This is a genomic window from Parabacteroides chinchillae (assembly GCF_900108035.1).
Lineage (GTDB): Bacteria > Bacteroidota > Bacteroidia > Bacteroidales > Tannerellaceae > Parabacteroides > Parabacteroides chinchillae.
On sequence record NZ_FNVS01000013.1, the window covers coordinates 107,693 to 120,786 of the forward strand.

At 51.5% G+C, this 13,094-nt stretch carries 8 protein-coding genes; all 8 read left to right on the top strand.

All coding sequences use genetic code 11. From position 1 onward, the window contains the following. Nucleotides 1-295 precede the first annotated feature (295 nt). A complete protein-coding gene (locus C4S38_RS11335) occupies nt 296-1,333 on the top strand; it encodes a fimbrillin family protein (protein ID WP_103983832.1) in 1,038 nt (345 codons plus the stop codon). Between the two features lie 88 nt (nt 1,334-1,421). Next, nucleotides 1,422-2,444, top strand: a complete 1,023-nt coding sequence (locus C4S38_RS11340; protein ID WP_103983833.1) for a fimbrillin family protein — start codon at nt 1,422-1,424, stop codon at nt 2,442-2,444. A gap of 39 nt (nt 2,445-2,483) precedes the next feature. Continuing rightward, on the top strand, nt 2,484-3,494 hold the full coding sequence (locus C4S38_RS11345) for a fimbrillin family protein (RefSeq protein ID WP_103983834.1): 1,011 nt from the start codon (nt 2,484-2,486) through the stop codon (nt 3,492-3,494). Between the two features lie 101 nt (nt 3,495-3,595). Then, nucleotides 3,596-4,570, top strand: coding sequence for a fimbrillin family protein (locus C4S38_RS11350; protein WP_103983835.1), 975 nt, complete (start codon nt 3,596-3,598; stop codon nt 4,568-4,570). Between the two features lie 9 nt (nt 4,571-4,579). Beyond that, entirely contained in the window at nt 4,580-5,659 is a 1,080-nt protein-coding gene (locus tag C4S38_RS11355; RefSeq protein WP_103983836.1) for a BF2992 family fimbrillin-A clan protein, read from the top strand. A 20-nt stretch (nt 5,660-5,679) separates the two neighbouring features. Further along, on the top strand, nt 5,680-8,112 hold the full coding sequence (locus C4S38_RS11360; protein WP_103983837.1) for a DUF4906 domain-containing protein: 2,433 nt from the start codon (nt 5,680-5,682) through the stop codon (nt 8,110-8,112). A 23-nt stretch (nt 8,113-8,135) separates the two neighbouring features. Further along, the gene (locus C4S38_RS11365; protein WP_103983838.1) at nt 8,136-11,885 is read left to right on the top strand and encodes a BACON domain-containing protein; all 3,750 of its coding nucleotides are present in this window, start codon (nt 8,136-8,138) and stop codon (nt 11,883-11,885) included. An 861-nt stretch (nt 11,886-12,746) separates the two neighbouring features. Next, on the top strand, nt 12,747-13,094 hold a 348-nt coding region (locus C4S38_RS11370), incomplete at its 3' end, for a hypothetical protein (RefSeq protein WP_146059480.1).

Below are 13,094 nucleotides of genomic sequence, written 5' to 3' on the forward strand. Positions count from 1 at the left end.
TCAATTGCCGTCGGTTTTAACCGACGGAAGCAGAGTTTCCTTCTTTCAAGGGCTTTAGCCCAATCAGAAAGGAATTTGGCTAAAGCCAACAGAGAGCAAACATCCCTCAATCCGTCAGCTAAAGCAGACGGCAATTGAGCTTAGGCTAAAGCCATCAAGACAATATGTTTAGGATGAGATTGCGGGTCAGGCCCGCAAGGACAGAAACAAAGCCCGCAAGGACAACACAATGACCAGGACAGAAACAAAGCCATCTTGATGGCATTGAAGCTAATTAATAAATAAAGAATAAAAAATGAAAATGAACAAGTATTATGCTTTCGCAGCTTTTGCCTCACTGGTATTGGCAAGCTGCAATAACGACGACAACGTGGCTGTAGAGTTGTCGCAAGGACAGGAGATTCGTTTCGGTGCGCAGACAATTACAGCAGATACCAGAGCGCCTTTCGACGGAACTATCAGTTCTACGAATAAACTGACGGCTCATATCATCGGTTCCGCATCATCGAACAGCTATGCTACTATCTATACTGATAATGCCGGTGCCGAAGCTAAAGGAGACATCACATTCGAAGATAACGGAACTACCGAATACGGTTTCCCTTCCGGTGTAAAGTGGAAAGATGGAACTACCACCCTGTATTTTCGCGGATTTTATCCTGCAGGGAGTGTATGGACTATTGCCGCCGGTGCATCTGCTACGGCTACTATAGACGGTAAAACCGACTTGATGTTAGCACCGGAGGTGTCCGGCCAGCAAGCAGACGGTGCGCTGAATTTTGCTTTTAGCCACTTGCTTACCAAGCTGCATGTAAAAGTGGTGGGCAATGCTACCACAGTTGCCGATTGGGGTGATATTACAAAAATAGAACTGGATAAAGCGCTGAATGCGTCTCCGAAAAATTCGGTGTCGCAAACCTTTTCGGATCCTTCGGCCACATATACGGGTTCTGCAACTGCGATTCCGTTTTTCCAGGCTACGGAAGCCGATGGTAAAATAACTTATACCGATGATGCTTTAACCGGCAAGACTGTTTCCGTTGCTACTACACCGGAACTGGTTGCTTATGCGTTGGTTGCTCCGGTGGATGCTGTTGATGGCAGTGGCGATGTAAAAGACGAATATACGTTAAAGGTATATACTTCTACAAAGGCGACTGATGGCAAGGAAGTAGCGATTAACCTGAAAGGAACGGATGGTACGGATTATACCGGATCTACAGCCGGCAAGAAGTTCGATATCACGATTCAGTTCCGTGGCGAAGGACAGATTACGGCAACGGCAACCGTAACCGAATGGGAAGACGGTGGTTCAGGCAATGGGACGATGTAAAAAACATCCCGATGATTTCGGCAAAACATCCCGATGATTTTATAAAATGATCCCGATGAAATAGAATTTACATTAAAACAATTTAGTTATGACGAAAAAGTATGTATTGGCAGCCATTTGCCTCGTAACGATGGCAGGTTGCAATAATAATGAGTTTGAAAACGAAACGCCTTTAGCTTCCGGCGAAACGCCTATCGAGCTGAAAACAGGGGTAGATACCAGAGCTGCAATCTCGAATGGCGATGTTGTTACGGCAACCATAGCCCTGATTGCCAAAGAAACGCCTGAACCTACGGCTGCCGAATGGAATGCCCTTGTGCCTATCACCACCAATACGTTGGGAGATGGCGGCACGTTTGCTAATTATGCAACAGATGCGGCCAACGTATCCAGCGGTACGTTTACGGCATCTGCTACTGCACAGTCTGTAGGCTTTTCGGTGCCTTTGTATTATAACAAAGCTTCTAACATCCGTGCCTATATGGTAGGCGTAGCGCCGGCAGGTACCTTGTCCAGCGGAAACGGTAAAGTTACTTTTCCCTCTGTAGACGGTTTGCAGGATGTATTGTATGCCTCTACGATCGATAAAGGAACAATAGAGGCTGCTGGAACTAATGAGAAATTTTTCACCTTCAACCATCAGACCGGCCAGGTGCGTTTCAAGATTCTGAAAGAAGAGGGTATGAGCGCAGATTCTGTGGTTACGGTTCAGAGTGTAACATTGCTTAATGTAGGTCTGCCGGAATCTATTACTTTGGGAGACAGTGTTATTACGTATCAGGATAAAGGCGAGTTTGCCTTGCCGGGTATTAATTCCTCCGCTGCCGCTACCGAAGCCGGAATAGACGTGGGTAGCCCGGTTATGATTCGCCCTATGGCTAGCATGAATATCAACATAACCATCTCTATCAAGGGAGTATCCAAAACCTATAGCAATATTCCGGTTGCATTTGAAGGAACCGAAGGAGGTACGGGTATTACAAAAGGATATTCCTCTTTAGTTACGGTTACTGTAAAACGTAAGATAAATACTACGGAAAGCCAGATTGACGTGAAGGCTGTCGTAGCTCCTTGGAAGACGGGTAATACCGGTAATGTAGATTTGGATTAACAAGAACCTTCATTTGACAAATACTAAAATAATAAAGTTATGAACAAAAGTATGATTATGGTTGCTATGGCAGCCGTTGCAATGACAAGTTGCAGCAACAACGAATTCGATGGTCCCGAAGTACCGGTCGAAGGCGATAGAATGGAATTGAAAATAGGTACCGGTGTAGATGGTATGACAACCCGCTCTGTTATCACCCGTACTCCTATTAGTACGAATGACAATGTAACAGCCGATTTCTTATGCTTTATGGCTACTCAGGCTGATGGTGTTATAAATACGGATACATTGTCTACTCTTTATGATAAAACTACCGGTACGTTTACTGCAAATGCAACAGCCCAGGCAGTGTCTCTTACCAAGATATTGTATTATCCGGGTGATAGGAACGAGTCAACCTTACGTGCTTATGTTGCCGGCGTTCATCCTGCAGGCGGTACGTTGAATAACCAAACCGTTACGTTTGCTTCTACCGACGGACAGCAAGACGTGATGTTTGCCAAACCTGTAGACTTTAAAACAGCAGAGGCAGCAGCTTCAGCAAATGCCTCTTTGGAATTCAGCCACCAGACTTCACAGCTTTATTTCATGGCTGATACCGTAGCATACAATCCTACAACAGGCGGTGCATTTGCCGGCCCGGTTACTATCAAGAGTATTGAAGTTATTAATGCACAGGTGCCTAAAAGCATGAATGTGGCAACCGGTGCCATCACATGGACAAACAAGGCTAACCTGTCTGTACAGAATGTAAGCAGCGAAGCGCTGACTGATGAATTGAAAAGCGTTTGCGATCCGGTTATGGTGGCTCCTTCTGCCGAAATACGCCTGAATGTGGTAATTTCTGTAAACGGAGAGGATAAGACATTCCCGAACGTATTGATCAAGAAAGACGCAACCAGCAACCTGGTATCTGTAGTGGGCAAGAAGCATAAGATCTCTTTGAAGTTCAATGCTCCTGCATACGCAGACCAGAGCAAGATCCAGTTGAACGTTTCGGCTTCTGTAATCGAATGGGCTGAAGGCGATTCCGGTGAAGCGGAATTATAATCTGTAAAATGTACATACTCCCTGCATCGGGAGGCATCTGATATAGGCCGGGTGGGGTTGAAGGTTCTCCATCCGGATACAAAATAAAAGAGAGAGAAGATATGAAACGATACGGATATATTCTGTTTGGCCTGTTCTGCCTGCTTATACAGGTTGGATGTACGGCCGGTGAAATGGACGGCCGGGAGGAGGAAACTCCGGAGCAAGAGATGCCGGTGCCCGTTACTCTTCGTGCCGGCAGCACTACCCGTGCAGTGGTGAACGAAGGGGATGCTTTCGGTCCGGTACTGGTATGTTCGGACAGGGAAGATTTTAGCGGCGGGTTGCGTTGGCAGAAAAATGCAACTGTAGATGTTGCCGGAGAAGTTGCCTATGAGGGCGAAACACCTGTCTACCCTTCGCTGGGTGATAATATTTATGTGGCAGGCTTAAATCCGCAGGGAGCTATCCTGCCCGGTGACGGCACGGCGGTGTACACGCTTGACGGCAATTCCGACCTGATGTATGCAGCTCCGCTGAAAGGCAACCGGTGGGACGGGTTTCGTATTTGTGGTAATACGGATGCTACTAAAGATAAAGTGATGGAATTCAATCATCTGCTTTCGCAGGTGCAACTGGCGGCTATCCGTACGGCAAAAGACTTGGCCGGGCTGAACGACTTCCGTATCACAAAGGTAACCTGGAAGAACGTTGCGGCTACTGCTACCGTACGATTAAAGCCGGTGGTAGGGGAAGGAGCGGAACAAGTGTCGTTTTCCACAGTTGCCGCACTTCCGTCCGTGCTCTATAAAGACAAGAACGATGAAACGAAAACGGTACTGGTTACTTCACACAACGAAGCGGCGCCGGATGCGGTGGGATATGCCCTTTTGCCTCCGGCCGGTTCTTACCTGGCGGATGTGGAAACCTCGGTCGGGACTTTTACCGACTTGACGGTAAAGCCGGACGAAGGCGGGTTTGGTGGCGGCTACGCCCATCGGATTGTGTTGGTGCTTAATGATAAAGGGCTGAGCATACGTGGCGTGAAGCTGGAAGATTGGGAGAATATTGATGGCGGCGTAACTGATGCAAATTAAATAAGAGAGATGGAAAAAATGTGTACGAAGGGAATACATGAATATAATAGACGGAAAAGATCGCCGGGCTTGCGCTTTTGGCTGGCAGGAATCTGTATAGTATGCTTTATGTTGCTGTCGATTCTGGGAGCTTGTACGCAAATGGACGGTTTTGTACCCGGTCCGGGCAAGAAACCCGTAACAGACGGGCAAAGTTATACCGTTCGTTTTGCCCCCTTGCGCATAGAAGAAGGGACGGCTACCCGTGCGGCACAAATAGTGGCTTCGGGACGGTTGCGCCTGCTGGTTTATCCGGCGGGGGCAAGCATTACGACCGATCAGCCGGCAGGCCAGAAACTGTATGACGTAACGGACGGGCAAATGACGGTGGTTTCCGGAGATTCAGACCTGGAACTCTCTGCCGGCAATTATCACTTCTACGCCCTGATGCCGGGCGAAAGCGTCTTGCCGGTATTGGGAGTAACGCCCGTGGCATTTACCCATGGGCAGGATATACATGCCAGTATGACGAAGGTGTCTGTGTCCGAAGGGGCTGTTGTTACGCTTACCCCGCTGGCACATAAGGCGAGCCGTTTGGAGTTTGTGATAGAGAAGGCGGCCGATGCCACCTACCAGGCCTTGGGGCAGCCCTCGCAGATGGTTCTCTACAGTCAGCCGCACGGGCCGGTTGCCTTTAAACTGGATGATACGGGAGGCAACTTCCGGACTGTAGCCGGACTGGACACCCTCCGCTTCGATGCTTTTGCACCGCAATCCGCCCCCGAAACGGGTTACAGGCAAGACCGCGTGGTGTTGCCACGGCCGGTGGGAGACTTCAATATAGCCATCGACACGCAGATAGACTTGGGTGACGGCAAGGGGATGACAAACTGTACTGTCAAAGGACAAATAGAGAACCGTATGTTTGATCCCGGAAAATATTACCATTTCCGGATACGGGTGAGAGACCTCCGCGAAGGCGGAGATATTATGCTGGTGGTTACGGACTGGAACCGGCTTGGCTGGGACGGCAGCATGGGAGGAAGCGGACAGGAAATACTGGCAGGGCAATGGACCGGTATAACATACGGTGATGACATGGGTGTATAATGCTTTAAAAGAGATATAGGATGAAAAGAATTGAACATACATATACAAGCTGGGCTATAGCGGCAGGGTGTTTGCTGCTGCTTTCTGCCTGCACAGACAGTTTCGATACGTTGGTGCCGCAAGGCAACCTGTCGCTCAGGCTTACGGCTATCAGCCTTGACGAACAGCCCGGTGCGGAAGTCCGCAAGGTTCCTCTTACCCGCACATCGGCTGCTACCGGGGTAGACGAGAATACGATAATCCATCTTTGGGTATTACAATACAACGGCACGGGCGATGCCGCCACTTTGGCAGGCAAGAATACCTACGAAGGCGCTACCCTGTCGCCGGCCGACCAGAACCTGAACAACCTGGTGCCGGGCACTTCGCAAACACTGGTGTTTGTAGCAAACTGCCCTGCCGCCTCTGCTTTGGGGACAGCGCTTAACGGACTGGGCGACGGATCGGCGCTGTCGGCTTTTAAAGCTATTAAACAGACGATAACCGACGAGCCCGACCTGTTTAGCAATGGTACGATTCCCATGGTAGGATATTGGGACGGAGAGATAAAAAGCAATGCCGACGGCGGAAGCCCCATTGTGGCCACCATACAGATGGAACGTATGCTGGCTAAAGTAAACCTGACGGTTAAGTCCGTATTGCCCAACGGCGAGAACTTTAAAATATCGTCCGTACGGCTGAACCACGTGCCCGATGCCGCCTGGCTGGCACCCTCTGCGGCGACGCCGTTTCCTGCAAAAACAAGCATAACCCCGATAGACAACTACGGAGACATTACGAAGAACGGGACAGGAGAAGTTTCCGTACTTTGGTATATGCCCGAAAACCGGCGCGGAACCGGTACGGCGACAAGCTCGTCCGGCAAAACGGCGGCCAACCTGAATGCCGTGCAAGCCGGCGAAGGCGATGCGGCTACCTACGTCGAGATTACAGGAGACTATACGGTGGGCAATTATACATACGGCGCCGTCTATCGCAACTACATAGGGGGCAACTCGGTAACCGACTACAACCTGGCACGCAATTCGGCTTACAACATCAGTATCACCATCCGTGGGAAAAATACCTCCGACAGCCGCATCCGGGTGTACGGACAAGCCTACACCGCACTGGCCGAAGCCGGAGAGATAGACAACAACCCCAATACCGTGCCGGTGATGGATGCCGTGAAGTCGGTCAGGCAGACCGGACGTAGTGAGGCGGTAGCCGTTTCGTCGATGACGGTAGACGGAAGCACTACCCGCCGCGGATTTGTCTATTCGGCAACGGTGAGCAACGAAGCCGGCCTGATAGAAGGAGGGACAAACGTGACTTCGGCCATCTCCGGAGGCAATTTTATCTCCGGGGAATATGAAGGCAAGCTTACCGGATTGCAGCAGGGCACTACCTATTATATACGTTCTTTTGCGGCCAACAGCCAGGGCGAAACCTACGGGCCGGTATATACCTTCGCAACGCCTGCCGTGCAAGCTGCAGCCAACTGCCAGATGGCATGCCCGGGGCAGACCCTGATGTTCGAACCCAAAGATGCGCTCGGCGCACTGAAAGATATTGATGCCGTAACCCTGTTGTGGCAAACGCGCGACAACGGAACTGCTTCCGGCAAACTCCCTCTGACCAAGGGGATAGACCTCATGTATGATGCTGCCAACACGACCGTACTGGCACATATCAACCCCGAAGTATCGGCGGCTAATGCTGTGATAGAGGGTACAAAGGGCGGAGCAACCGTGTGGAGATGGCATATATGGGTAACCCCTTACCGCCCGGAAGGATTCGCGGTAAATGGAATAAATGCCTCGAAGGTGGTAGCCGGAGGGCGCGTACAAACCTACGGAGCCAAATACAAGGCGGTTGCAGGGGATGGCAAAGCCATCATGGACCGCGACCTGGGGAGCCAGGCTACAGGTACTTTGCTCGATGAGGCGCAGGTAGCGCTCGACGCCTCTTTCCACTTCGGTATGCTTTACCAGTGGGGCTACCCGCTACCCTGGCCGGCGGCACAGCGCATTAACCAGACTTCGGCAATGCCCGTATACGATATAAACGGAACGGAGATAACCCCGTCCGGATTCCAGACAACCGCCGCAGCCGGTGGAGCATGGGCAACGGCTAAAACGGCAGCCGACCCTTGTCCGGCCGGCTGGAAAGTAGCACCCGAAGGCGCCTTTGACGACCTGGCGGACTATGGCATACTTTCTTATTTTGACAGGTCTACCGATGCCGGAACGTTATACATACAAAACGGTTGCAATGCCTGGTTCTTTGCTGTCGGATGGCGCTCGCAATCAGGCTATTCCGACTATGGAACGGGAGCCCTCTGGACATCCGGCAACGTGGATGCTTCCCACGCGTACGCATTGGAGTTTACCACGCGTACGGGTGGCAGCGTGTCACCCGGTAAGGTGACGGACTCTCACCTTGCCCTGCCGGTACGGTGCATACAACAATAAAGATAATAAAGAACAGTAAAGATATGAAAAGACAATCACTACAAGCGCTGCCTGTGTTGGCCTTGCTGCTGCTATGGCTGGCAGGGGGCTGTACAGGAACGGAGGTAGAAGGCGAAGAGCCGGTGCTACCTTCCGGCAGTATTTTATCCGTGCAGATACCCGCCGGGGTGATCCCTTTGCAAACCGTTACGCCGGTAGATACCAAAAGCGTGGGTGTTGCCGGATGCGAGGCCGATAGCCTTAGCAACGACCGGGGATTTCCTCTGGCCCAAACACCGGCCGACAGCTTGCCGGACGTTACCCGGGCGAGCCAACCTACCTATGCACGGGCTATTGTACTTCAATACAAAGGAGGCACTTTGCAGAATACGGGAAAGACGGATATCGATAACTATACCATCGGCAACTCCATCAGCGCCAAACTGGTGGCGGGCGAAGGCTGTAATGTGTATGTGCTGGTGGTAAACGAAACTGCAACCAGCGGGGGAGATGCCGCCTTTGCTACCGAATCGGGTCTCAAAACGGCAACTTATGACCTGTACGCCAAATTCCCATCGCCTACGGACAACGACATACCTCTGGCAGGAGCGCTTACCGGCGTAAATGTGGTACGCCTTACGGTAGACGGTGCCGAATCCGGCCTGATACAGCAAAGCGGTAGCCAGGATGTGGTGCGGGTACAACTCAAACGCATAGCCGCCTGCCTGAAGCTGGACTTTCGCTATGGATTGAAAGGCTATCTGGCGGATGCAAACAGCGGAAAGATCATGAACGTGCCCCAGTCGATGCCTCTGATAGAGCCTGCCGGGGATACCTGTCCGGACGAATCGGCTCCGTTTGGCTCCATATCGTTTACCCTGACCGATTGCGACGGCGACAATGATGACCAACCGGCCACTTCCGTAGTACGCTATGTGCCGGCCAATAAGCGGGGCAGCGCCCCGGGCATATCACGCCCGTCCGACAAGTACGGCGCCAACGCCCCTTCCGCCAAATGCACATATATCGCTTTTACGGCCAAAGAGAAGGCTAATCCTGCACACATGCTTACCTACAGCTTTTATCTGGGAGCCAACAATACAACCGATTTCAATATCGAACGCAATACGGTTTATACCCTTAACAGTACCATCTCGCAGGGGGCGGGGGGCGATAACCGTGTGACCGAAGCAGGGCTTATGCCCGAACTGCATACCGACCCGTTGGTGCAAAGTATCACCTCTACCGGTGCTACGCTTCGGGGTACCCTCTCCAATCAGGGGAACCTTACCGAATACGGTTTCTATTATAAGGCCGAAACCTCTTTTGAAGGTGCTTCGGGAGCAACCAAGCTGGCTTCTGCCAACCTGTCGGGCGGCAGTTTTACGGCTTCGCTTACCGGACTTACGGCCAAGAAGGTATATTATTTCCGTTCCTATGCCGTTAGTGGCGGCCAGACATTGTATGGCGAGCTGGCCTCTTTCTCCACCAATGCGGACGGGGCGCCGGTACTTACCACGCTGGTGGCTCCCGTTTCGGCAACCGACGGACGCAGTGCCGCCTCTTCGGGCAACGCTGTTGCCAATGCTACGGCATGGGGGATTGTATATGCTTTGACAACCGGCCTGCAACCTGCACAAGGACAGGGTACGCGACAGGCCGGTTCGGGCAATGCCGTAACCCTTACTCCGCTGACGCCGGGTACCGATTATTATTATTACCATTATGCCTCCAACGCACAAGGATATGTATATAGTTCGGCCGAGAAGTCGTTTCGTACGAAAAACTATCCGGCCACGCCTACCGCTGCATCGGTAACCTCTACCGAGGTAAACAAGCTTAAGTTTCAGGGCACGCTGCCGGAACGCCTGAATGCTGTGGACGATTATCCTGCAACGGCAGGCGTAAAGCTCTGGACGAGCAATCCGGGTGCGCTCTCGCCGTCTGCTGCTGTGCCGACCCCGTCTGCCGGCCTGGCTTTTGCCTCTCCGGCTACTCCGGGAGCCAAAACGGTGGACTGGACGGCTATGACCGCCGGACAGACCTATTACTATGCGGTTTATTCTACCAATGGGGTGGGCACGGTATACCATGCCGCCTCGGCGCCCTCGTTTACCGCCTCGGCAGCCTTGCCCGACCCGTCTCCCAAGACTAAGACCGTAGGGCCGCAGCCCGCTACCGGCGCTTTTACCATTACTACGACCGGCCGCAACACCAATGCCGCCGTAGCAGGCTCTGCCGTAACCGTGGCTTCGGGCAACGGCACGACCTCCAAAAGCATTACGGTAGTTGCCAATACAACTGCCGGCCAACGTTCGTCTACACTTACATTTACTACCGTGGGCGAACTGCCGCTACGTTCCAATACGGCAACTGTTACGCAGTACGGGGTAGTGTTCCCGGCTTCGTTCGGCAATGTAACGGATGTTTCCAAAGACGGAAAGGCTGCTACCTCCGTACCGGTAACCGCCAATATCCCCTGGCAGGCTACTAGCAACGCCGCCTGGTGTACCATCGACGGCAGCAGCCAGACGGGCAGTACACATACGGGCGCAAACACCCAGACAGGCAGTGACCAGAATTTTACCTATACGGTGGCTAAGAATGAAGGGACATCGCGTACGGCTACGGTTACGGTAAAAGGTACCGGCAGCTTTACCGGCTTTTCAAAAACCTTTACGGTAGCCCAGTTGTCCGGCACATGGCTGAATATAGACAAAACAAATATGACAACAGGCCCTCAGGCTTCCAGCCATGCTCTGGCAATCACAAGTAACACATCATGGACATTGGCTTCGAGCAACACTTCTGTTGCTACAGTAGGAACGGCTTCGGGCACCAACAATGCTAACCCTGCCATATCGTTAAAGGATTATACCACTGCAGGCAGTTCTCGTACAGCAACAATCACGGTGACTCCTACCGAGAGCGATAAAAAGAGTTACACAATTACGCAGTACGGGGTAGTATTCCCGGCTTCGTTCGGCAATGTAACGGGTGTTTCCAAAGACGGAAAGGCTGCTACCTCCGTATCGGTAACCGCCAATATCCCCTGGCAGGCTACCAGCAACGCCTCCTGGTGTACCATTGCAAACGGTTCTCAAACCGGCGACAATACGCAGGCCGGCAGTGCAAAGAGCTTTACGTATACGGTAGCCCAGAATACGGGTGTCGCCCGTACCGCCACCATAACGGTAAAAGGTACCGGCAGCTTTACCGGCTTTACGCAAACCTTTACAGTAGCCCAGCTTGCCGGCGGACAGATAAATATCAAACCGGGTGACCCGGGCAGCGATAATAGTGATATAGACTTTACAGCTCCGGTACTCACTATCAACCAGGCCTTGGCCGATGTTTATAAGAATAAAGAGTCTAACCTTACTACTTATCCTCCATTCAATTATGATGGTGGCGCTTCTTCCGGTACAACGGGTTCCGATAGGAACGGTGTATCTTCTAGTTGTACTTTAACTAAGGAATATTCTATCGAGGTTGAAAAGACTGAGCGTGGTACTACTATATCCAGTTACGTTGTCGCTATTGACTATTGTAAAGGATTAGGTACAGGTTGGCGTGTTCCTACAATTATAGAGTTAAAAGGAATGTATGATAATAGAGCTACATTGCAAAGCGCCGGCTGCGCTGCGTTCATCAGCAATGTCTACTGGAGTAGTTCGGTCTACGGTGGCAACGCCGACAGGCGCTGCGTACTGTACTTCTTCACCATTGACAGTTTCAGTTGGGGCGGCACGACGGGCTACAACTACTATGTTCGCTGTGTCCGGGATATCTGATTGGCAGATAAAATATGGCTTTAGCCCGGTTTCAATTGCCGTCGGTTTCAACCGACGGAGGCAGTAGATTCTCCTCTTTCCAGGGCTTTAGCCCAATTGGAGAAGATAGCTAAAAAGAGCTTTCCAGAAAGAAATTTGGCTAAAGCCGATACAGAAAGCCTCCCTTAGTCCGTCAGCTGAAGCAGACGGCAATAGAGCTTAGGCTAAAGCCATATCGAAGAGAGATAGCTGAAGAAAGGTAACCAGAGAGAGGTAACCGAAAACAGACATATTGAAAACAAGCTCGTCAAGAGCAAAAAGCAGGCATAGGCACAGGATATCTGATTGGCAGATAAAATATGGCTTTAGCCCGGTTTCAATTGCCGTCGGTTTCAACCGACGGAGGCAGTAGATTCTCCTCTTTCCAGGGGTTTAGCCCAATTGAGAAGGATTGTTAAAAGTAGATTTCCGGAAAGAAATTTGGCTAAAGCCACTAAAGATAGATATTCCTTTAGTCTGTCAGCTGAAGCAGACGGCAATAGAGCTTAGGCTAAAGCCATATCGAAGAGAGATAGCTGAAAAAAGGTAACCAGAGAGAGGTAACCGAAAACAGACATATTGAAAACAAGCTCGTCAAGAGCAGACCGTATCGGCCATCCCAAAAGAAAGCTGCGCTTTCTTGTTTGCGGCATCAGCGGCCGGGCGTTAAGCGCAGGTAAAAGACGCAGCGTTAAAACCAGCGGCTGTTTGAGCGTAGCGAGTTCCGCTGGTTCAGCGAAGTCTTTTGCCGGAGTAGCCCGGACGGTGCAGCCTTGACCTTTTGGTTACTTTTGGGTCAAGCCAAAAGTAATAGAAACGTAATATGAATAAAAATAAACAGATATGAAGAAACAACTTGTTACAGTATTAACCGGCGCCTTCGCGTTACTGGCCACCCTGCCGTCGTGTAACGACAGTGACCTGGTGGGGCCGGGTGGCGGAGGGCATACAATTAGCCTGACCCTTGCCACGGCAATTGCGCCCATTCAGGAGTCAGTAGCCGGTGTCCGGCGTGCCCGTTCAGGCAGCGAAGCCGCGCAAGCAGGCTTCAGCTACGAACTGGTATCGAGTGATGCGGACAGCATTGCTGTTTCCGGTCCGATGACCAAAGCGCCAACAACGCTGAAGAACGTCTACGCCCTCCTTTTTAAGAGCGACGGAACGTTCAACGGCAGAGCCAACATCGGAACC

What these genes read in the sequence shown, in the direction of transcription:
- C4S38_RS11360 (WP_103983837.1), top strand. Translation starts at nt 5,680, where the DNA reads ATGAAAAGAATTGAACATACATATACAAGCTGGGCTATAGCGGCAGGG.
- C4S38_RS11365 (WP_103983838.1), top strand. Translation starts at nt 8,136, where the DNA reads ATGAAAAGACAATCACTACAAGCGCTGCCTGTGTTGGCCTTGCTGCTG.
- C4S38_RS11355 (WP_103983836.1), top strand. Translation starts at nt 4,580, where the DNA reads ATGGAAAAAATGTGTACGAAGGGAATACATGAATATAATAGACGGAAA.
- C4S38_RS11335 (WP_103983832.1), top strand. Translation starts at nt 296, where the DNA reads ATGAAAATGAACAAGTATTATGCTTTCGCAGCTTTTGCCTCACTGGTA.
- C4S38_RS11345 (WP_103983834.1), top strand. Translation starts at nt 2,484, where the DNA reads ATGAACAAAAGTATGATTATGGTTGCTATGGCAGCCGTTGCAATGACA.
- C4S38_RS11340 (WP_103983833.1), top strand. Translation starts at nt 1,422, where the DNA reads ATGACGAAAAAGTATGTATTGGCAGCCATTTGCCTCGTAACGATGGCA.
- C4S38_RS11350 (WP_103983835.1), top strand. Translation starts at nt 3,596, where the DNA reads ATGAAACGATACGGATATATTCTGTTTGGCCTGTTCTGCCTGCTTATA.